General features: G+C 52.0%; 19 protein-coding genes, 2 tRNA genes, 1 rRNA gene and 2 other annotated features. Of the genes, 6 read left to right on the top strand and 16 right to left on the bottom strand.

Features of this window, described 5'->3' with window-relative positions:
- Positions 1-75 precede the first annotated feature (75 nt).
- The 3 genes from rho to trxA all read right to left on the bottom strand — a co-directional run bounded on the left by rho (position 76) and on the right by trxA (position 1,990).
- Positions 76-1,335, bottom strand: coding sequence for a transcription termination factor Rho (rho, locus tag A31E_RS03585; protein WP_001517407.1), 1,260 nt, complete (start codon positions 1,333-1,335; stop codon positions 76-78).
- 84 nt (positions 1,336-1,419) lie between these two features.
- Positions 1,420-1,521 (bottom strand): rho operon leader peptide RhoL, encoded by a 102-nt coding sequence (gene rhoL, locus A31E_RS0123230; RefSeq protein ID WP_001445787.1) that lies wholly within the window; start codon positions 1,519-1,521, stop codon positions 1,420-1,422.
- 139 nt (positions 1,522-1,660) lie between these two features.
- Positions 1,661-1,990 (bottom strand): thioredoxin TrxA, encoded by a 330-nt coding sequence (gene trxA / locus A31E_RS03590; RefSeq protein WP_001280776.1) that lies wholly within the window; start codon positions 1,988-1,990, stop codon positions 1,661-1,663.
- Positions 1,991-2,120: 130 nt separating this feature from the next.
- Between trxA and rhlB the strand changes: the two genes are divergently transcribed.
- A complete protein-coding gene (rhlB, locus tag A31E_RS03595; protein WP_000047512.1) occupies positions 2,121-3,386 on the top strand; it encodes an ATP-dependent RNA helicase RhlB in 1,266 nt (421 codons plus the stop codon).
- A gap of 135 nt (positions 3,387-3,521) precedes the next feature.
- Positions 3,522-5,006 (top strand): guanosine-5'-triphosphate,3'-diphosphate diphosphatase, encoded by a 1,485-nt coding sequence (gppA, locus tag A31E_RS03600; protein WP_001517408.1) that lies wholly within the window; start codon positions 3,522-3,524, stop codon positions 5,004-5,006.
- A 62-nt stretch (positions 5,007-5,068) separates the two neighbouring features.
- Here gppA and rep read toward each other — a convergent pair whose 3' ends face one another.
- Positions 5,069-7,090 carry a DNA helicase Rep gene (gene rep, locus A31E_RS03605; RefSeq protein ID WP_001238901.1) on the bottom strand — a complete coding sequence of 674 codons (2,022 nt, stop codon included), beginning with the start codon at positions 7,088-7,090 and terminating at the stop codon, positions 5,069-5,071.
- Positions 7,091-7,176: 86 nt separating this feature from the next.
- Here rep and ppiC point away from each other — a divergent pair, with 86 nt between their 5' ends.
- Positions 7,177-7,458, top strand: coding sequence for a peptidylprolyl isomerase PpiC (gene ppiC / locus A31E_RS03610; RefSeq protein ID WP_001140258.1), 282 nt, complete (start codon positions 7,177-7,179; stop codon positions 7,456-7,458).
- 131 nt (positions 7,459-7,589) lie between these two features.
- Here the strand turns inward: ppiC and ilvC are convergent, their stop codons facing one another.
- Positions 7,590-9,065, bottom strand: coding sequence for a ketol-acid reductoisomerase (gene ilvC, locus A31E_RS03615; RefSeq protein ID WP_001517409.1), 1,476 nt, complete (start codon positions 9,063-9,065; stop codon positions 7,590-7,592).
- 149 nt (positions 9,066-9,214) lie between these two features.
- Here ilvC and ilvY point away from each other — a divergent pair, with 149 nt between their 5' ends.
- Positions 9,215-10,108 (top strand): HTH-type transcriptional activator IlvY, encoded by an 894-nt coding sequence (ilvY, locus tag A31E_RS03620; RefSeq protein ID WP_000365754.1) that lies wholly within the window; start codon positions 9,215-9,217, stop codon positions 10,106-10,108.
- Between the two features lie 51 nt (positions 10,109-10,159).
- Here the strand turns inward: ilvY and ilvA are convergent, their stop codons facing one another.
- From ilvA to ilvL, 7 genes are all read right to left on the bottom strand, one after another.
- Positions 10,160-11,704, bottom strand: coding sequence for a threonine ammonia-lyase, biosynthetic (gene ilvA, locus A31E_RS03625; protein ID WP_000785507.1), 1,545 nt, complete (start codon positions 11,702-11,704; stop codon positions 10,160-10,162).
- A 2-nt stretch (positions 11,705-11,706) separates the two neighbouring features.
- On the bottom strand, positions 11,707-13,557 hold the full coding sequence (ilvD, locus tag A31E_RS03630) for a dihydroxy-acid dehydratase (RefSeq protein ID WP_001127407.1): 1,851 nt from the start codon (positions 13,555-13,557) through the stop codon (positions 11,707-11,709).
- A gap of 63 nt (positions 13,558-13,620) precedes the next feature.
- The gene (gene ilvE, locus A31E_RS03635; protein ID WP_000208520.1) at positions 13,621-14,550 is read right to left on the bottom strand and encodes a branched-chain-amino-acid transaminase; all 930 of its coding nucleotides are present in this window, start codon (positions 14,548-14,550) and stop codon (positions 13,621-13,623) included.
- 19 nt (positions 14,551-14,569) lie between these two features.
- Entirely contained in the window at positions 14,570-14,833 is a 264-nt protein-coding gene (gene ilvM, locus A31E_RS03640) for an acetolactate synthase 2 small subunit (RefSeq protein ID WP_000983255.1), read from the bottom strand.
- Positions 14,830-16,476 carry an acetolactate synthase 2 catalytic subunit gene (gene ilvG, locus A31E_RS03645; protein ID WP_016249436.1) on the bottom strand — a complete coding sequence of 549 codons (1,647 nt, stop codon included), beginning with the start codon at positions 16,474-16,476 and terminating at the stop codon, positions 14,830-14,832. Before ilvG ends, ilvM begins: the two co-directional genes overlap by 4 nt.
- Positions 16,477-16,478: 2 nt before the next feature.
- Positions 16,479-16,529 (bottom strand): peptide IlvX, encoded by a 51-nt coding sequence (ilvX, locus tag A31E_RS25900; RefSeq protein ID WP_001387183.1) that lies wholly within the window; start codon positions 16,527-16,529, stop codon positions 16,479-16,481.
- Positions 16,530-16,615: 86 nt separating this feature from the next.
- Entirely contained in the window at positions 16,616-16,714 is a 99-nt protein-coding gene (gene ilvL / locus A31E_RS0123225) for an ilv operon leader peptide (protein ID WP_001311244.1), read from the bottom strand.
- 350 nt (positions 16,715-17,064) lie between these two features.
- Between ilvL and A31E_RS03650 the strand changes: the two genes are divergently transcribed.
- Entirely contained in the window at positions 17,065-18,585 is a 1,521-nt protein-coding gene (locus tag A31E_RS03650; RefSeq protein WP_000059010.1) for a YifB family Mg chelatase-like AAA ATPase, read from the top strand.
- A gap of 25 nt (positions 18,586-18,610) precedes the next feature.
- Here A31E_RS03650 and maoP read toward each other — a convergent pair whose 3' ends face one another.
- The gene (maoP, locus tag A31E_RS03655) at positions 18,611-18,949 is read right to left on the bottom strand and encodes a macrodomain Ori organization protein MaoP (protein WP_000841001.1); all 339 of its coding nucleotides are present in this window, start codon (positions 18,947-18,949) and stop codon (positions 18,611-18,613) included.
- A 118-nt stretch (positions 18,950-19,067) separates the two neighbouring features.
- Here maoP and hdfR point away from each other — a divergent pair, with 118 nt between their 5' ends.
- A complete protein-coding gene (gene hdfR / locus A31E_RS03660) occupies positions 19,068-19,907 on the top strand; it encodes an HTH-type transcriptional regulator HdfR (protein ID WP_000379233.1) in 840 nt (279 codons plus the stop codon).
- Between the two features lie 95 nt (positions 19,908-20,002).
- Here the strand turns inward: hdfR and A31E_RS03665 are convergent.
- The 3 genes from A31E_RS03665 to rrf form a co-directional block, all read right to left on the bottom strand.
- Positions 20,003-20,078 (bottom strand) — tRNA-Trp (locus A31E_RS03665).
- 8 nt (positions 20,079-20,086) lie between these two features.
- A tRNA-Asp gene (locus A31E_RS03670) sits at positions 20,087-20,163 on the bottom strand.
- Positions 20,164-20,217: 54 nt separating this feature from the next.
- Positions 20,218-20,333: ribosomal RNA gene (rrf, locus tag A31E_RS03675) — 5S ribosomal RNA — on the bottom strand.
- A 107-nt stretch (positions 20,334-20,440) separates the two neighbouring features.
- Positions 20,441-21,313: a sequence feature (23S ribosomal RNA rRNA prediction is too short), on the bottom strand.
- Positions 21,314-21,343: 30 nt separating this feature from the next.
- Positions 21,344-21,577: a sequence feature (23S ribosomal RNA rRNA prediction is too short), on the bottom strand.
- Between the last annotated feature and the right edge of the window lie 42 nt (positions 21,578-21,619).

Genomic DNA, 21,619 nt, shown 5'->3' with positions numbered 1-21,619 from the left:
AGGCATGCCGCTAAGATTACAGATATAAAAGCAAAACGCCACGTAAACACGTGGCGTTTTTGGCATAAGACAAATTTATGAACGTTTCATCATATCGAAGAAATCGTCATTGGTCTTGGTCATTGCCAGTTTATTAATGAGGAATTCCATTGCATCGATTTCGCCCATCGGGTGAATGATTTTGCGCAGGATCCACATTTTCTGTAGCTCTTCCTGAGTGGTGAGCAACTCTTCTTTACGCGTACCGGAACGGTTGTAGTCGATAGCCGGGAAGACGCGTTTTTCTGCGATCTTACGAGAAAGGTGCAGTTCCATGTTACCTGTACCTTTAAACTCTTCGTAGATAACTTCGTCCATTTTGGAACCGGTGTCGATCAACGCCGTCGCGATGATGGTCAGGCTGCCGCCCTCTTCTACGTTACGCGCCGCACCGAAGAAGCGTTTCGGACGGTGCAGTGCGTTAGCATCCACACCACCGGTCAGCACTTTACCAGACGCAGGAACAACAGTGTTGTAGGCGCGCGCCAGACGGGTGATGGAGTCGAGCAGAATGATAACGTCTTTCTTGTGCTCAACCAGGCGTTTTGCCTTCTCGATCACCATTTCCGCAACCTGAACGTGGCGAGATGCCGGTTCGTCGAAGGTAGAAGCGACAACTTCACCTTTAACCAGACGCTGCATCTCGGTTACTTCTTCCGGACGTTCGTCGATCAGCAGAACCATCAGCACACAGTCTGGGTGGTTGTAAGCAATGCTCTGGGCGATGTTCTGCAGCAGCATGGTTTTACCCGCTTTCGGCGGTGCCACAATCAGACCACGTTGGCCACGCCCGATTGGTGAAGCCAGATCCAGCACGCGTGCGGTCAAATCTTCAGTAGAACCGTTACCACGTTCCATACGCAGACGAGAGTTTGCGTGCAGCGGGGTTAAGTTCTCAAAGAGGATTTTGTTGCGAGCGTTTTCAGGTTTGTCGAAGTTAACTTCATTAACTTTCAGCAGCGCAAAATAGCGTTCACCTTCTTTCGGCGGGCGAATCTTACCAGAGATGGTATCACCAGTGCGGAGGTTGAAACGGCGGATTTGGCTGGGAGAAACGTAGATGTCATCAGGACCGGCGAGGTAGGAGCTGTCTGCGGAACGGAGGAAACCAAATCCATCCTGCAATATCTCCAGTACGCCATCACCAAAGATATCTTCGCCACTCTTTGCGTGCTGCTTCAGGATGGCAAAAATAATGTCCTGCTTACGCATACGGGCCAGATTTTCCAGCCCCATATTTTCGCCGAGAGTGATCAGCTCAGAAACCGGCGTATTCTTTAATTCGGTAAGATTCATAGTGGTGTGAGTTCTTAAACTTGGGGTAAATCTCGAACTTAATGTTGTGAATGGTATGGCAGGATCATCCATGCCTGTTTACGGTCATCGACTCATGTCTTTTCGCTGTCTGGTCACAGGAGAGTACGCAGAACTGAAACGACAAGACGGATTGAGTGACAAACCAGAAATCTGTTCACTTCGCATTAGATAAAAACGGGAAGCGTTGGATATTACAAGATTCAAACTTAATAAGGTAAGTTTAATACGAAGTCAACATTAAGTTAGCATGGCTCACGCCGGGCGTCCAGTTTTTAGCGACGGGGCACCCGAACATGACGTTCCCTTATGCCAGGTTGGCGTCGAGGAACTCTTTCAACTGACCTTTGGACAGTGCACCCACTTTGGTTGCCGCGACTTCACCGTTTTTGAACAGCAACAGAGTCGGGATACCACGGATGCCATATTTCGGCGCAGTGCCAGGGTTTTGATCGATGTTCAGTTTTGCAACGGTCAGTTTACCCTGATATTCGTCAGCGATTTCATCCAGAATCGGGGCGATCATTTTGCACGGACCGCACCACTCTGCCCAGAAATCGACGAGGATCGCCCCGTCCGCTTTGAGTACATCCGTATCAAAACTGTCGTCAGTCAGGTGAATAATTTTATCGCTCATATATAACTCCACAGGAATAAGCCTGGCGTGTTGGTTTCGTTGTTGGTGTAACATTAACCAACTAAAGGTTGACTTTATTTCACCGGATACGCTTTCGTAAAGCAATAGTAAGCTGATATTCTATCACACTATGAGCAAAACACATTTAACAGAACAGAAGTTTTCCGACTTCGCCCTGCATCCGAAAGTTGTAGAAGCCCTTGAAAAAAAAGGGTTTCATAACTGTACGCCCATTCAGGCACTGGCCCTTCCGCTAACGCTGGAAGGTCGTGACGTAGCCGGGCAGGCGCAAACCGGTACTGGGAAAACGATGGCGTTCCTGACGTCAACGTTTCATTACCTTCTCTCTCATCCCACCATTGCCGATCGCAAGGTGAACCAGCCACGTGCCTTAATTATGGCACCGACGCGTGAACTTGCCGTGCAGATCCACGCCGACGCGGAGCCGCTGGCGCAAGCTACCGGTCTGAAGCTGGGCCTGGCTTATGGCGGCGACGGCTACGACAAACAGCTAAAAGTGCTGGAAAGCGGCGTTGACATCCTGATTGGCACCACGGGTCGTTTAATCGACTACGCCAAACAGAATCACATTAACCTTGGCGCTATTCAGGTCGTGGTGCTGGACGAAGCCGATCGTATGTACGATCTGGGCTTTATTAAAGATATTCGCTGGCTGTTTCGCCGTATGCCGCCAGCAAATCAGCGCCTCAACATGCTGTTCTCCGCCACGCTTTCGTACCGGGTACGTGAACTGGCGTTCGAGCAGATGAATAACGCCGAATACATCGAAGTGGAACCGGAACAGAAAACGGGCCACCGCATTAAAGAAGAGCTTTTCTACCCTTCTAACGAAGAAAAAATGCGTTTGCTGCAAACGCTGATCGAAGAAGAGTGGCCAGACAGAGCGATTATTTTCGCCAACACCAAACATCGTTGCGAAGAGATCTGGGGTCACCTGGCGGCAGATGGTCATCGTGTCGGGCTGTTGACGGGCGATGTGGCGCAGAAAAAACGTCTGCGTATTCTTGATGAATTTACCCGTGGCGATCTGGATATTCTGGTTGCTACCGACGTAGCCGCACGTGGTTTGCATATTCCGGCCGTAACCCACGTCTTTAACTACGATTTACCCGATGACTGTGAAGATTACGTTCACCGTATCGGCCGTACTGGCCGCGCTGGTGCAAGTGGTCATTCCATCAGCCTGGCGTGTGAAGAGTATGCATTGAATTTGCCTGCCATTGAGACCTATATTGGTCATTCTATTCCGGTAAGCAAATACAATCCGGACGCATTGATGACCGATCTGCCAAAACCGCTACGCTTGACGCGCCCGCGCACAGGCAACGGTCCGCGTCGTACAGGCGCTCCACGTAATCGTCGTCGTTCAGGTTAAATAAATAATGTCATACTCAAAATCATTCAAACTGCATCAAGATGGCAAGAGAATGAATCCCGATGAGCTTACTGTAGTAAGTGATTCGGGTGAAAGAACACAGCCAACGCAGAGACAGATTGAAGGATGAAGAGTATGAGTTCCACCTCGTCGCTTTATGCAGCCATTGATCTCGGTTCGAATAGTTTTCATATGCTGGTTGTGCGCGAGGTGGCTGGTAGTATCCAGACGCTGACGCGAATTAAACGCAAAGTACGTCTGGCTGCTGGTCTGAACAGCGAAAATGCCCTGTCTAATGAAGCAATGGAGCGCGGCTGGCAATGCCTGCGCCTGTTTGCTGAACGTCTGCAAGATATCCCTCCTTCGCAAATTCGCGTTGTTGCTACGGCGACGTTACGTCTTGCTGTCAACGCTGGTGATTTTATTGCCAAAGCGCAGGAAATTCTTGGTTGTCCGGTGCAGGTGATCAGCGGTGAAGAGGAAGCTCGTCTGATTTATCAGGGCGTTGCTCACACTACCGGTGGAGCCGATCAGCGCCTGGTGGTGGATATCGGGGGAGCCAGTACTGAACTGGTAACCGGCACGGGTGCACAAACCACCTCTCTGTTCAGTCTGTCGATGGGCTGCGTCACCTGGCTGGAACGCTATTTTGCCGATCGTAATCTGGGGCAGGAAAATTTTGATGCCGCAGAAAAAGCGGCACGCGAAGTGTTACGTCCGGTTGCCGATGAATTGCGTTATCACGGCTGGAAAGTGTGCGTTGGCGCTTCCGGAACCGTGCAGGCCTTGCAAGAAATCATGATGGCGCAGGGAATGGATGAACGCATTACCCTGGAAAAGTTGCAACAACTGAAACAGCGCGCCATTCATTGCGGTCGGCTGGAGGAGCTGGAGATCGACGGGCTGACGCTGGAACGCGCGTTAGTATTCCCGAGTGGTCTGGCGATCCTGATAGCCATTTTTACCGAACTGAATATTCAGTGTATGACGCTGGCTGGCGGCGCACTGCGTGAAGGCCTGGTTTACGGCATGTTGCATCTGGCCGTCGAGCAGGATATTCGCAGCCGTACGCTGCGTAATATTCAGCGCCGCTTTATGATCGATATTGATCAGGCACAGCGCGTAGCCAGCGTTGCGGCTAACTTCTTCGATCAGGTGGAAAATGCATGGCATCTTGAAGCAATTAGCCGCGATTTGCTAATCAGTGCCTGTCAACTTCATGAAATTGGCCTGAGCGTTGATTTCAAACAAGCGCCGCAACATGCTGCTTATCTGGTGCGAAACCTGGATCTTCCTGGTTTTACTCCCGCGCAGAAAAAGCTGCTGGCGACGCTGTTGCTCAACCAAACTAATCCGGTCGATCTCTCATCGCTGCATCAACAAAATGCCGTCCCTCCGCGCGTTGCGGAACAACTCTGTCGTTTACTGCGCCTGGCCATCATTTTTGCCAGCCGTCGCCGTGACGATTTAGTGCCGAAGATTCAATTACAGGCCAGCCATGAACAGTTGACCTTGACGCTGCCGCAAGGGTGGTTAGCCCAACATCCGCTGGGTAAAGAGATTATCGAGCAAGAAAGCCAATGGCAGAGTTATGTTCATTGGCCGCTGGAAGTATATTAACGAGTAATGTGCCGGATGCGATGCTAACGCATTCTATCCGGCGATAATTCCGTGCCCCTTAACTATTTCCCTCGTTTTGCTGCCATCATCGCTTTCAGATTTGCCAGATGGCTTTGCCCTTTCTGCATCCGTTCTTCCGCGCTGACCACTTTGCGCTCCTGCTCCCAAATCAGATCATCCTGCGGTAACTCTAACAGGAAGCGACTCGGCTCCGGGCGCACCAGTTCACCGTACTGACGACGCTCTTTACACAGCGTAAAGGTCAATTCCTTCTGGGCGCGGGTGATCCCTACATAGGCCAGCCGCCGCTCCTCATCAATATTGTCTTCATCGATGCTGCTCTGGTGCGGTAAAAATCCTTCTTCCATACCGACCATGAAAACATAGGGAAACTCCAGCCCTTTCGATGCGTGGAGAGTCATCAGTTGCACCTGATCCAGTTCTTCCTCGCTTTCACCTCGCTCCATCATGTCGCGCAGAGTAAAGCGCGTCACCACCTGGGTTAACGTCATCGGCTCATCCAGTTCGCTGCCTTCCAGCATCTCCGTCATCCAGCTAAACAGTTGGTTGACGTTCTTCATGCGCATTTCGGCGGCTTTCGGGCTGGGCGATGTTTCGTACAGCCAGGATTCATAATCCATGCCGTGGATCAGATCGCGCACCGCAGCAATCGGCTCCCGCTCCGCCAGACGCTGGATTTCCGCCAGCCAATGAGTAAAGCGAGTCAACGCTTCATAACCACGCCCACTCAGTGTTTGACTCAATCCCATATCAAAACTGGCGGTAAACATACTTTTATTGCGGGTCATCGCCCACTCGCCCAGCTTTTTCAGCGTTGCCGGGCCAATCTCTCGTTTCGGCGTGTTGACGATACGCAGGAACGCACTGTCATCGTCCGGGTTAGTCAGCACACGCAGATAAGCCAGCAAATCCTTGATTTCCGGGCGGGAGAAGAATGAAGTACCGCCGGAAATTTTGTACGGGATGCGGTTTTGCATCAGGAATTTTTCAAACACTCGCGACTGATGATTACCGCGATAGAGAATGGCGTAATCTTTGTACTGTGTTTTATTGACGAAGTGATGCGCAATCAGCTCGCCAGTAACGCGCTCGGCTTCATGTTCTTCATTATTCGCGCTTAATACTTTTAGCTCCGCGCCGTAGCCCAGTTCGGAGAACAGGCGCTTTTCAAAGACGTGCGGGTTATTAGCGATAAGGATGTTGGCCGCTTTCAGAATACGTCCGGAAGAGCGGTAGTTCTGCTCCAGCTTAATCACCTTCAACGCCGGGAAATCCTGGCTCAACAGCACCAGATTTTGCGGACGGGCACCACGCCATGAGTAGATTGACTGATCGTCATCGCCCACCACGGTAAAGCGCGCGCGGCTACCCACCAGCAGTTTCACCAGTTCATACTGGCTGGTGTTGGTGTCCTGATACTCATCCACCAGCAGGTAGCGAATTTTGTTCTGCCAGCGTTCGCGTACTTCTTCATTGCGTTGCAACAACAACGTTGGCAGCAAAATCAGGTCATCGAAGTCGAGAACGTTGCACGCTTTCAGGTGCGCATCATACAGTCCATAACAATGGGCAAAAATACGATCCCGCTCGCCCTTTGCCTCTGCCGCCGCCTGCGCCGGAGTTTTCAGATCGTTCTTCCAGTTAGAGATGGTCGAAATCAACTGTTGCAGGAGAACTTTGTCATCTTCAATCAGACCCTCGGTCAGCTCTTTGAGCAACGCCATCTGATCGGTATCGTCAAACAGCGAAAAGTTCGCTTTCATTCCCAGCGCCGCATATTCGCGCTTGATGATATCCAGCCCTAATGTATGGAAGGTGGAGATCATCAACCCACGCGCCTCTTTGCGCCCCAGCGTCTGCCCAACACGCTCTTTCATCTCGCGTGCCGCCTTATTGGTAAAGGTCACCGCTGCAATATGTCGCGCCTGGTAACCGCAACCGCGGATCAGATGGGCGATTTTATTGGTGATAACACGAGTTTTACCGGAACCCGCGCCCGCCAGCACCAAGCAGGGGCCGGTAACGAATTCGACAGCTTGTTGTTGGCCGGGGTTTAGACGCATAGAAAAATCGCTCAATGAAAGTCGGGAGGGGAAAATAACAGCGTGGTAGTATAGCCAGCCTCATCCATACCACTCAAGGCACGATCATGGCAAAAACGGCAGCAGCACTGCATATCCTTGTAAAAGAAGAGAAACTGGCTCTGGAACTTCTGGAACAGATTAAGAACGGCGCTGATTTCGGCAAGCTGGCGAAGAAGCACTCCATTTGCCCGTCAGGCAAACGCGGCGGTGATTTAGGTGAGTTCCGCCAGGGTCAGATGGTTCCGGCATTCGATAAAGTGGTTTTCTCTTGTCCGGTACTGGAGCCAACCGGCCCGCTGCACACCCAGTTCGGCTATCACATCATTAAGGTGCTGTACCGTAACTAACAAAAAAACCCGGTGCATTTGAACACCGGGTTTTTGCCTGATGGCGCTGCGCTTATCAGGCCTACAGAACGTGCACTTTTTGTAGGCCGGATAAGGCGTTTACGCCGCCATCCGGCACCGTATGTAGCCGCTTAGCCTGCAACCGCAATACGTTTCATATCCGTCATATAGCCACGCAGTTTCTTACCTACCTGCTCGATAGCATGGCTGCGAATGGCTTCATTCACATCACGCAGTTGCGCGTTATCAACGGCACCTTCCGGAATAGCTTTACCCAGATCGCCCGGTTGCAGCTCTGCCATAAACGGTTTCAGCAGCGGCACGCAGGCGTAAGAGAACAAGTAGTTACCATACTCGGCGGTATCAGAGATAACGACGTTCATTTCGTACAGACGCTTACGGGCGATGGTGTTGGCAATCAGCGGCAGTTCGTGCAGTGATTCGTAGTAAGCCGACTCTTCAATGATGCCGGAATCAACCATGGTTTCGAACGCCAGTTCAACGCCTGCTTTTACCATCGCGATCATCAGTACGCCTTTATCGAAGTACTCCTGCTCACCGATTTTGCCTTCAAACTGCGGCGCGGTTTCGAACGCGGTTTTGCCGGTCTCTTCACGCCAGGTCAGCAGTTTCTTATCATCATTGGCCCAGTCAGCCATCATGCCGGAGGAGAATTCGCCGGAGATGATGTCGTCCATATGTTTCTGGAACAGCGGTGCCATGATCTCTTTCAGTTGTTCAGAGAGCGCATAAGCACGCAGTTTTGCCGGGTTAGAGAGCCTGTCCATCATCAGGGTGATGCCACCCTGCTTCAGAGCTTCGGTGATGGTTTCCCAACCGAACTGAATCAGTTTTTCTGCATATGCCGGGTCGGTGCCTTCTTCCACCAGCTTGTCGAAGCACAGCAGAGAACCAGCCTGCAACATACCGCACAGTATGGTTTGTTCGCCCATCAGGTCAGATTTCACTTCCGCAACGAAGGAGGATTCCAGCACGCCCGCACGGTGACCACCGGTAGCCGCAGCCCAGGCTTTGGCAATCGCCATACCTTCGCCTTTCGGATCGTTTTCCGGGTGAACGGCAATCAGCGTCGGTACGCCAAACCCACGTTTGTACTCTTCACGCACTTCAGTGCCCGGGCATTTCGGTGCAACCATCACCACAGTGATGTCTTTACGGATCTGCTCACCCACTTCTACGATGTTGAAGCCATGGGAGTAACCCAGCGCCGCACCGTCTTTCATCAGCGGCTGAACAGAACGCACTACGTCGGAGTGCTGCTTATCCGGCGTCAGGTTAACCACCAGATCCGCCTGCGGGATCAGCTCTTCGTAAGTGCCGACTTTAAAACCGTTTTCGGTCGCTTTACGCCAGGAAGCGCGTTTCTCAGCGATCGCCTCTTTACGCAGGGCATAAGAGATGTCCAGACCAGAATCACGCATGTTCAGGCCCTGGTTCAGACCCTGTGCACCACAACCGACGATGACCACTTTTTTACCCTGAAGGTAGCTCGCGCCGTCAGCGAATTCTTCGCGGCCCATAAAGCGACATTTACCCAACTGCGCCAGTTGCTGGCGCAGATTCAGTGTATTGAAGTAGTTAGCCATGGTGATTCCTCATGATGTTGTGCTTCTTATTGTTCGGTTCGCATTTGCGAGATTAAATTCACTATATGTCAGGAAACTTATTGCGGAAATTGATATATTCACAACGTCATATTGCAATTTCTGCAACGTCAAAATCGAGGGCTGTGCCTGTGGATTTACGCGATCTGAAAATGTTTCTACATCTGGCGGAAAGCCGTCATTTTGGGCGCAGCGCGCGGGCGATGCACGTCAGCCCATCGACACTTTCACGGCAGATTCAGCGCCTGGAAGAAGATCTCGGCCAACCGCTATTTATACGCGATAACCGGACGGTAACGCTGACCGAAGCGGGCGAAGAGCTGCGTGTTTTCGCCCAGCAAACGCTGTTGCAATATCAGCAACTGCGCCACACCATCGACCAGCAAGGGCCGTCGCTCTCTGGCGAGTTACATATTTTCTGCTCGGTGACCGCTGCTTACAGCCATCTTCCGCCGATTCTTGATCGCTTCCGCGCGGAACACCCGTCGGTGGAGATCAAGCTCACCACCGGTGATGCGGCGGATGCGATGGAAAAAGTTGTCACCGGCGAAGCGGATTTGGCGATTGCCGGTAAGCCAGAGACGTTACCCGGTGCAGTGGCATTTTCGATGCTGGAGAATCTGGCGGTAGTGCTGATCGCACCTGCGCTGCCCTGCCCGGTTCGTAATCAGGTATCTGTAGAGAAGCCGGACTGGTCGACGGTGCCGTTTATCATGGCCGATCAGGGACCAGTGCGCCGCCGCATTGAACTGTGGTTCCGACGCAATAAAATCAGCAACCCGATGATTTACGCCACGGTCGGCGGGCATGAAGCGATGGTATCGATGGTGGCGCTAGGCTGTGGCGTGGCATTGTTACCGGAAGTTGTGTTGGATAATAGTCCTGAACCTGTACGCAACCGTGTGATGATTCTTGATCGCAGCGATGAGAAAACACCGTTTGAACTGGGCGTTTGCGCACAAAAAAAGCGGCTACATGAGCCGCTGATTGAGGCGTTCTGGAAGATTTTACCCAACCACAAATAACGTTGACGCGTGGGTAGGCCTGATAAGCGAAGCGCCATCAGGCATTTTTCCCTAACCCGCCAAAAAGAACCTGAACGCCGGGTTATTGGTTTCGTCGTGACAATCGTAGCCCAGCTCATTCAGCCGGGTTTCGAAATCCGGTTCATGGTCGCCAAGTTCGAACGCCGCCAGTACGCGCCCGTAGTCGGTGCCATGACTGCGATAGTGGAACAAAGAGATATTCCAGTGCGTACCCAGCGTGTTAAGAAAGCGCAGCAGCGCGCCCGGTGATTCCGGGAATTCGAAGCTGTAGAGGCGTTCCTGCAACGGATGCGATGGACGCCCGCCGACCATATAGCGCACATGTAGCTTCGCCATTTCGTCATCGGAGAGATCAACCACGCTGTAGCCGCCTTCGTTGAGCATCTGCAAAATTTCTTTGCGCTCCTCAAGGCCGCGGCTTAAGCGCACGCCGACAAAAATGCAGGCATTTTTGGCATCTGCAAAGCGATAGTTGAACTCTGTGACCGAGCGCCCACCGAGTAGCTGGCAAAATTTAAGGAAACTGCCTTTTTCTTCCGGAATGGTCACCGCCAGCAATGCTTCGCGCTGTTCACCCAGTTCGCAACGTTCCGAGACGTAGCGCAGGCCGTGGAAATTGACGTTAGCTCCCGAGAGCACATGCGCCAGGCGCTCACCACGAATGTTGTGCTGGGCGATATATTTTTTCATTCCCGCCAGCGCCAACGCGCCAGACGGCTCCGCCACCGCGCGCACATCTTCGAACAGGTCTTTCATCGCCGCACAGATGGCATCGCTATCAACGGTGATGATGTCGTCGAGATACTCCTGACACAGACGGAACGTTTCGTCACCAATGCGCTTGACCGCGACCCCCTCAGCAAACAAACCTACGCGCGGCAGGTCAACAGGATGACCTGCATCCAGCGCCGCTTTCAGGCAGGCTGAATCTTCCGCTTCCACGGCTATCACTTTGATTTGCGGCATCAGTTGTTTGATCAGCACCGCCACACCCGCCGCCAGACCGCCGCCGCCGACCGGCACAAATACGCGATCAAGATGGGCGTCCTGCTGGAGCAATTCCAGCGCCAGCGTGCCCTGTCCGGCAATCACCATCGGATGATCAAATGGCGGAACCCAGGTGAAGCCCTGCTGCTGCGACAGTTCAATCGCTTTGGCTTTTGCTTCATCAAAGTTCGCACCGTGAAGCAACACTTCGCCGCCGAAGCCGCGTACCGCATCAACTTTGATATCAGCGGTGGCGGTTGGCATGACGATTAGCGCCTTCACGCCTAATCGTGCGGAGGAGAACGCAACGCCCTGCGCGTGGTTACCCGCAGAAGCAGTGATCACGCCGTGCGCTTTCTGTTCTTCCGTCAGGCCCGCCATCATGGCGTATGCGCCGCGCAGCTTAAAGCTGTGCACTGGCTGGCGGTCTTCGCGCTTTACCAGAATGACGTTATCAAGACGCGACGAGAGTTTTTCCATTTTCTGCAGCGGCGTGACCTGCGCCGCTTCATAGACCGGCGCGCGTAGCACCGCCCGTAAATACTCAGCGCCTTCCGGTGCGCCAGACAGGGGTAGTGAGTCTGCCATTATTAACCCCCCAGTTTCGATTTATCGCGTACCGCACCTTTGTCGGCACTGGTCGCCAGGCTGGCGTAAGCGCGCAGAGCAAAGGAGACCTGACGTTCACGGTTTTTCGGCGTCCAGGCTTTATCACCACGGGCTTCCTGCGCTTCACGACGTGCCGCCAGTTCTGCATCACTTACTTGTAACTGAATGCTGCGGTTCGGAATGTCGATGGCGATCAGGTCACCGTCTTCAATCAGGCCAATGCTGCCGCCACTTGCCGCTTCCGGTGAGACGTGACCGATGGAAAGACCAGAGGTGCCGCCAGAGAAGCGACCGTCGGTGATCAGTGCACAGGCTTTACCGAGGCCCATCGATTTCAGGAAGCTGGTTGGGTAGAGCATTTCTTGCATCCCCGGACCGCCTTTCGGCCCTTCGTAGCGGATCACGACTACGTCGCCTGCCACAACTTTGCCACCGAGGATCGCTTCTACCGCGTCGTCCTGACTTTCATACACTTTCGCCGGACCGGTAAATTTCAGGATGCTGTCATCGACGCCCGCGGTTTTAACAATACAGCCGTTTTCCGCGAAGTTACCGTAAAGTACAGCCAGACCACCGTCCTGGCTGTAGGCGTGTTCCAGTGAGCGGATACAACCGTTAGCACGGTCGTCATCGAGGGAGTCCCAACGGCAATCCTGCGAGAACGCCTGGGTGGTACGGATACCCGCCGGGCCTGCACGAAACATATTTTTTACCGCATCATCCTGGGTCAACATGACGTCGTAGTGTTCCAGCGTTTGCGGCAACGTCAGACCGAGCACGTTTTTCACATTGCGATTCAGTAATCCCGCGCGATCCAGTTCCCCGAGGATACCGATAACGCCACCAGCACGGTGAACATCTTCCATATGGTATTTCTGAGTGCTCGGCGCAACTTTGCACAACTGCGGGACTTTGCGTGAAAGTTTATCGATATCACTCATCGTGAAATCGATTTCTGCTTCCTGCGCCGCTGCCAGCAGATGGAGAACGGTGTTAGTGGAACCACCCATCGCGATATCCAGCGTCATGGCGTTTTCAAATGCCGCTTTGCTGGCAATATTACGCGGCAGGGCGCTTTCATCGTTTTGCTCGTAGTAACGTTTGGTCAGCTCGACAATGCGTTTACCGGCGTTAAGGAACAATTGCTTACGGTCAGCGTGGGTTGCCAGCAGTGAGCCGTTACCCGGCTGCGACAAGCCCAGCGCTTCGGTCAGGCAGTTCATCGAGTTGGCGGTGAACATCCCGGAGCAGGAGCCGCAAGTTGGGCAGGCTGAACGCTCAACCTGATCGCTCTGGGAGTCAGAGACTTTCGGATCTGCCCCCTGGATCATCGCATCAACCAGATCAAGTTTGATGATCTGATCGGACAGTTTGGTTTTTCCGGCCTCCATCGGACCACCGGAAACAAAGATCACCGGAATATTCAGGCGTAGGGAGGCCATCAGCATCCCTGGGGTGATTTTGTCGCAGTTGGAGATACAGACCATCGCGTCGGCGCAGTGGGCGTTCACCATATACTCAACGGAATCAGCGATCAGTTCGCGAGATGGCAGTGAATAAAGCATGCCCCCGTGGCCCATGGCGATCCCATCATCCACCGCAATGGTGTTGAACTCTTTGGCAACACCGCCAGCCGCTTCAATTTGTTCAGCGACCAGTTTACCGAGATCGCGCAGATGGACGTGGCCCGGTACAAATTGGGTGAACGAGTTCACAACCGCGATAATCGGTTTGCCAAAATCGGCGTCGGTCATTCCGGTGGCGCGCCACAGCGCACGAGCCCCCGCCATATTACGGCCATGAGTGGTGGTGGCGGAACGGTACTTAGGCATACTTTATTTACTCCCAGTGTCTGTCTCGTAAATGGGACGGTGCGTGCCATCCCATTTTTGTATTTATTGATTAACTTGATCCAACCAGCCCCATTTATCTTCGGTTTCGCCGGTGAAGAGGCCAAAGAAGGCTTGCTGAATACGTTTGGTAACCGGGCCACAACGACCTTCGCCTACCTGAATACCGTCTACACTGCGCACTGGCGTGATTTCAGCCGCAGTACCGGACATAAAGACTTCATCTGCCAGATAGAGTGATTCGCGCGACAGAACTTGCTCACGCACTTCAATTCCCAGCTCTTTCGCCAGTTTGATGATGGCGTCACGGGTAATGCCCGGTAATGCGGATGAGGTAAACGGCGGGGTGAACAGCACGCCATCTTTCACTTCAAACAGGTTTTCGCCTGCACCTTCAGAGATGTAACCATTCACATCCAGCGCGATACCTTCCTGATAGCCATGGCGGCGCGCTTCGCTACCCACCAGCAGGGAAGAGAGGTAATTACCACCCGCTTTCGCCGCAGTTGGGATGGTGTTTGGTGCTGCGCGGTTCCAGGAGGAAACCATCGCATCGATCCCCTGCTCCAGCGCTTCTGCGCCCAGATACGCTCCCCACGGGAAAGCGGCGATAATCACGTCGGTGGAGTATCCCGCTGGCGGGTTTACGCCCATGCCAACGTCACCGACAAAAATCAGCGGACGGATATAGGCACTGGTGAGATTATTTTTGCGGATTACGTCGCGGCAGGCTTCCATCAGCTCATCAATACTCTGTGAAACCGGGAAGCGATAGATTTTTGCGGAGTCATGCAGACGCTGCATATGCTCACGATGACGGAATACAACCGGTCCTTTATGTGAGTCGTAGCAACGGATACCTTCAAAAACCGAGGTGCCATAGTGCAGCGCGTGCGACATTACATGCACCTTCGCGTCTTCCCAGCGAACCATCTCCCCATTGAACCAAATGTAATCAGCTTTCTTCGTGGTCATTTTTATATTCCTTTTGCGCTCAGGCGCGGATTTGTTGTGATGTTGTTGTGCTCTGGCAGATGGCAACGTGTGCGACGTCCACCAGTTTATTTAACTGACTAAACAGTAAGTCGACCGACCGTGGGCTGGCAACGGTCAATTCGATATTTATATTTTGTGCATCACTGGCGGCGGCCATATTCATTGAGCAAACATGGAAACCACGATGGCGCACCACGCGTAAAACACGTTCTAAGGTTTCCGGATTGAAGCGAGCCGATACATTAACCTGATGTTGCATCATGATAATTTCTCCAACATTTCTGAATTACTGGCACCAGGCGGCACCAGTGGCCAGACGTTCTCAAGTTCGTCGATTGAGACATGAAGCAGGTATGGCCCATCACTGTTCAGCATGGTGTCGAGTGCCGCTTCAACCTGGTCTTTACGGGTGATGTGTTGGCCAGGGATACCGAAGGCTCTGGCTAACATGAGGAAATCGGGGTTATCGGTAAGGGTGGTTTCGCTGTATCTTTCCTGGAAAAACAGTTGCTGCCATTGTCGAACCATCCCTAACCGTTGGTTATCGAGTAAGACGATTTTCAACGGTAATTGCTTGCGTTTTACGGTGCCCAACTCTTGCACATTCATCATGAAAGAGCCGTCACCGGAGATACAAACAACGGTATCGTTCGGTCGCGCGACTTGCGCGCCAACCGCCGCTGGTAAACCGAAACCCATGGTGCCTAACCCACTGGATGTGATGAAATTTTCCGGACGAGTATGGGCAATGTGCTGCGCGGCCCACATCTGATGCTGTCCCACATCCGTGGTCACAACACAATCCGCAGCCTTACGATCCGACAGTTGTTTTAACAACAACGGCGCGTAGATAGCCTCTCCGGGGTGATCGTAGCGCCAGGCATGTTCATCACGCAGTTGTGCGCAATATTGCTGCCAGCCATTGATATTTAACGACTGCTGTAATGCCGGTAACAAAGCATTCAAATCGCCCTGTAATGCCACATGCGCCTGACGCAGTTTGTTCATTTCTGCTGGGTCGATATCCATATGGATCACGCAGGCATGTGGTGCGAAGGTATTCAGTTTGCCGGTAACCCGGTCATCAAAACGTGCACCCACGGCGATCAGCAGATCACACTCCTGTACCGCGAAGTTCGCCGCTTTGGTGCCGTGCATCCCCAACATTCCCAGATAGTACGGATAATCCGTCTCGACTGCGCCCAGCCCTTTCAACGTACAGGTGACAGGCATTTTTGTGGTCGTGAGAAACTCACGCAGAGCAGGAACAGCCTGCGCCATACCGACACCGCCGCCGACATACAACATCGGCTTTTGCGCTTTAGTCAGCATCTGTCGCGCTTGCTCAACTTCTGCATGTGGAAAAGTCACTTCGTTTTCAACGGTGGTGAACCACGGTTCCAGATCGCCACTGGCTAACTGAATATCTTTTGGGATATCAACCAGAACCGGGCCGGGACGACCTGAGCTGGCGACATCAAACGCTTCCGCCATGATGCGTGGTAATTCTTCCAGCGACTGCACCAGGAAGCTGTGTTTGGTACAGGCTAACGACAATCCCAGTACATCCACTTCCTGAAATGCGTCGGTGCCGATAAACGGTGTGGACACCTGACCGGTGATGGCAACAACCGGAACAGAATCTAACAGCGCATCCGCCAGTCCGGTGATCAGATTGGTTGCACCAGGGCCAGACGTGGCAATGCATACACCGGTTTTGCCGGTAGCACGAGCATAGCCGATAGCTGCCATTGCCGCCCCTTGCTCATGTCGGCACAACAAGTGCTCCACGCCGCCGTCATACAATGCATCATAAACCGGCATAATTGCGCCACCCGGATAACCAAAAACGGTATTCACCCCCTGTGCCCGCAACGCATGTACCACCCATTGTGCGCCATTCATAGTTAGTTCCCCGTCCTGAATCTTGAGAAACAGAATTTTGTGCTGTTATTCATTGTCTGCTTCTCGGTTATGTTTTTAAGGTCAAAAAAAACCCCCGGACCTTTCGGTGCGGGGGTCTTAGTTCGTTAAGGCTTGATCTCTAAGCCTTTCCTCGTCCAAGTGCAGCCCCGCACGGTGGGATAATAATCACCACCACGCTAATCACGACCAGGCTAATCACTCGTAGAAGGGCTGTCATTTTGTCTTTTCTTGCATCTTGTTCGAAGGAATACCTAAAGAGTTACCATAGATTTTGCGAATGGCACAAGATATTTTTTGGTCGCTTTTTATGACAAATATAATAATTTCTATAAAAACCATTGTTTTTTATATAAAAAATAGTGAATGAAAAAAATTCAATTTCCGTATAATTCTTGCCCTTTCTTAAAGACTAATTCTTGCACGCCTCATTTTTGCGAGCGTTAATCCATCGCTAATACAACTCAAATCACTTTGCATAAATAAACAGGAATCTACCGCCAAATAACACAATTTAGCAGGCTACAGCAGCGATCTCTTATGTTCATAATGGTGACTTAAGGAGGACTTATGTCACTGTCAATTGTTCATACCCGTGCCGCGCTGGGAGTAAACGCTCCGCCGATCACTGTTGAGGTACATATCAGTAAAGGTCTACCCGGATTAACGATGGTGGGCTTACCAGAAACAACGGTAAAAGAAGCACGCGATCGCGTGCGTAGCGCCATTATCAATAGCGGATATGAATATCCGTCGAAAAAAATCACCATAAATCTTGCGCCTGCCGATCTACCGAAAGAAGGTGGAAGATATGATTTACCTATCGCCATTGCGTTGCTGGCTGCCTCTGAACAGCTTACAGCCAATAAGTTGGATGAATATGAATTAGTTGGGGAACTGGCGCTTACAGGCGCTTTGCGTGGCGTTCCCGGCGCAATCTCCAGTGCAACTGAAGCTATTAAGTCGGGCAGAAAGATTATCGTCGCGAAAGACAATGAAGCGGAAGTAGGGCTAATTAACGGTGAAGGATGCCTGATAGCCGATCATCTACAAGCGGTCTGTGCATTTCTGGAAGGTAAACATGCTCTCGAACGCCCAAAACCAACAGATGCGGAATCCTGGGTATTACAACATGATCTCAGTGATGTTGTCGGTCAGGAGCAAGGAAAGCGAGGGCTGGAAATTACCGCCGCTGGCGGGCACAACCTTTTACTGATTGGGCCGCCGGGAACGGGTAAAACAATGCTCGCCAGCCGTATTAATGGTCTGTTGCCAGATTTAAGTAATGAAGAGGCACTGGAGAGTGCTGCGATATTAAGTCTGGTAAATGCCGAATCGGTACAAAAACAGTGGCGGCAACGCCCGTTCCGTTCACCACATCACAGTGCGTCGTTAACTGCGATGGTTGGCGGTGGTGCAATTCCCGGGCCTGGTGAAATTTCGCTGGCGCATAACGGCGTGCTTTTTCTTGATGAGCTACCTGAATTTGAACGGCGTACATTGGATGCCTTGCGGGAGCCCATAGAGTCAGGCCAGATCCATCTTTCACGCACGCGAGCGAAAATAACCTATCCGGCACGTTTCCAGCTTGTCGCGGCGATGAATCCCAGCCCTACCGGACATTATCAGGGGAACCATAACCGCTGTACGCCAGAACAAACATTACGTTATCTCAACCGACTCTCAGGTCCCTTTCTCGACCGCTTTGATCTCTCACTGGAGATCCCTCTCCCACCGCCCGGTATTCTGAGTAAAGCGGTAGTTCTGGGGGAAAACAGCGCCACCGTTAAACAACGCGTAATAGCTGCCAGAGAGCGCCAATTTAAGCGGCAGAATAAACTGAATGCCTGGCTGGATAGCCCAGAAATACGACAATTCTGCAAGCTTGAGAGTGAAGACGCACAGTGGCTGGAAGAAACGCTGATCCATCTGGGATTATCTATTCGTGCCTGGCAGCGGTTACTGAAAGTATCAAGAACCATTGCGGATATTGATCAGTCTGAGACCATCACACGCCCGCATCTGCAGGAGGCGGTTAGCTATCGAGCTATCGACCGCTTGTTAATCCATTTGCAAAAACTACTGGCATAAAAAAAGGGCATTTCGCCCTTTTTTATTAATCGTCGGAATCGGTGTAGTCTTCAGCACCTTCGACCTGCGGTTTACCGCCGGAAAGAGTGTGAAAACGTTTTGGACGCTTGATACGCGTCATATATTTAGACCACACGCGTTCTGCTTCTGTCACTGGCTCACGTTCGCCACGGCATACTGCTACGAAGAGTTTCTCTTCTTCGGTCACCGGCTCGCGTTTACCGAGATCCAGCTCATTGAAGGCATAACCATGACGTTCAAGCAGTTGTGCCTCTTTGATGGTGAAATCACCATGACGAGAGAACCCACGTGGATAATGTTTATTGTCGAAATATCGATTAGTCGTCGTAAAGCTTTCCGCCATCCTGCACGCTCCTAATTCTTTGACCGAGCTAGTTATGGCGCGGAGTATTAGTTACGCTTGACAGAGTGTAAAACAAAACATTTAAATCATAACGACAAATAATTTTGCGGAGAGCACTGTGGATACGGAATTGTTAAAAACTTTCCTGGAAGTTAGCCGAACACGTCACTTTGGTCGAGCGGCTGAATCGCTCTATCTGACCCAATCAGCTGTGAGTTTTCGGATCAGGCAACTGGAAAATCAACTGGGTGTGAACCTTTTCACCCGCCACAGGAATAATATCCGTTTGACCGCTGCAGGAGAAAAGCTCCTGCCTTATGCAGAAACGCTCATGAGTACCTGGCAGGCCGCCCGTAAGGAAGTGGCACATACCTCACGACATAATGAGTTCTCCATCGGTGCCAGCGCCTCGTTGTGGGAATGTATGCTTAATCAGTGGCTGGGACGTTTGTATCAAAATCAGGATGCCCACACAGGGTTGCAGTTCGAAGCGCGGATCGCCCAACGGCAGTCACTGGTAAAACAACTGCATGAACGTCAGCTTGATCTTCTTATTACCACTGAAGCGCCCAAAATGGACGAGTTTAGTAGCCAGTTGCTGGGGCATTTTACTTTGGCACTTTATGCCAGCACCCCTTCTAAATTAAAAGGAGATCTTAACTATCTGCGACTGGAATGGGGGCCAGATTTTCAACAACATGAGGCCGGTTTAATCGGTGCTGATGAAGTTCCAATCCTGACAACCAGTTCTGCCGAACTGGCACAGCAACAGATTGCAATGCTTAATTGTTGTACCTGGCTACCAGTAAGTTGGGCTCGCAAAAAAGGCGGATTGCATACTGTTGTCGACAGCACAACGCTTTCACGTCCTCTCTATGCTATATGGCTGCAAAATAGTGATAAACACGCGTTGATTCGCGATCTATTGAAAATTAACGTTCTGGATGATGTGTATTAATTAAAATAGCTGGCAAGGATGCCGGAAGAAGGTTTTACTTTGGATGAATTTATTACAGATAAAAAAAATCCTTAGCTTTCGCTAAGGATGATTTCTGGCAGGGGCGGAGAGACTCGAACTCCCAACACCCGGTTTTGGAGACCGGTGCTCTACCAATTGAACTACGCCCCTAATTAGGGTGGCGGAACGGACGGGACTCGAACCCGCGACCCCCTGCGTGACAGGCAGGTATTCTAACCGACTGAACTACCGCTCCACCGAATTCTTTTACAACCACCAGTTTTATGACCGGCTTACTGCTAAATTTGATGCCTGGCAGTTCCCTACTCTCGCATGGGGAGACCCCACACTACCATCGGCGCTACGGCGTTTCACTTCTGAGTTCGGCATGGGGTCAGGTGGGACCACCGCGCTACTGCCGCCAGGCAAATTCTGTTTATTAACCCGCTTATCGCCGGCTAATCTAATCTGTATCAGGCTGAAAATCTTCTCTCATCCGCCAAAACATCTTCGGCGTTGTAAGGTTAAGCCTCACGGTTCATTAGTACCGGTTAGCTCAACGCATCGCTGCGCTTACACACCCGGCCTATCAACGTCGTCGTCTTCAACGTTCCTTCAGGAGACTTAAAGTCTCAGGGAGAACTCATCTCGGGGCAAGTTTCGTGCTTAGATGCTTTCAGCACTTATCTCTTCCGCATTTAGCTACCGGGCAGTGCCATTGGCATGACAACCCGAACACCAGTGATGCGTCCACTCCGGTCCTCTCGTACTAGGAGCAGCCCCCCTCAGTTCTCCAGCGCCCACGGCAGATAGGGACCGAACTGTCTCACGACGTTCTAAACCCAGCTCGCGTACCACTTTAAATGGCGAACAGCCATACCCTTGGGACCTACTTCAGCCCCAGGATGTGATGAGCCGACATCGAGGTGCCAAACACCGCCGTCGATATGAACTCTTGGGCGGTATCAGCCTGTTATCCCCGGAGTACCTTTTATCCGTTGAGCGATGGCCCTTCCATTCAGAACCACCGGATCACTATGACCTGCTTTCGCACCTGCTCGCGCCGTCACGCTCGCAGTCAAGCTGGCTTATGCCATTGCACTAACCTCCTGATGTCCGACCAGGATTAGCCAACCTTCGTGCTCCTCCGTTACTCTTTAGGAGGAGACCGCCCCAGTCAAACTACCCACCAGACACTGTCCGCAACCCGGATCACGGGTCCACGTTAGAACATCAAACATTAAAGGGTGGTATTTCAAGGTCGGCTCCATGCAGACTGGCGTCCACACTTCAAAGCCTCCCACCTATCCTACACATCAAGGCTCAATGTTCAGTGTCAAGCTATAGTAAAGGTTCACGGGGTCTTTCCGTCTTGCCGCGGGTACACTGCATCTTCACAGCGAGTTCAATTTCACTGAGTCTCGGGTGGAGACAGCCTGGCCATCATTACGCCATTCGTGCAGGTCGGAACTTACCCGACAAGGAATTTCGCTACCTTAGGACCGTTATAGTTACGGCCGCCGTTTACCGGGGCTTCGATCAAGAGCTTCGCCTTGCGGCTGACCCCATCAATTAACCTTCCGGCACCGGGCAGGCGTCACACCGTATACGTCCACTTTCGTGTTTGCACAGTGCTGTGTTTTTAATAAACAGTTGCAGCCAGCTGGTATCTTCGACTGATTTCAGCTCCACGAGCAAGTCGCTTCACCTAC

The organism is Escherichia sp. KTE159 (genome assembly GCF_000408805.1).
GTDB classification, from domain to species: domain Bacteria; phylum Pseudomonadota; class Gammaproteobacteria; order Enterobacterales; family Enterobacteriaceae; genus Escherichia; species Escherichia marmotae.
The sequence above is the reverse complement of the archived record's forward strand: the minus strand, read 5'-3'. Positions and strand labels throughout refer to the sequence as shown.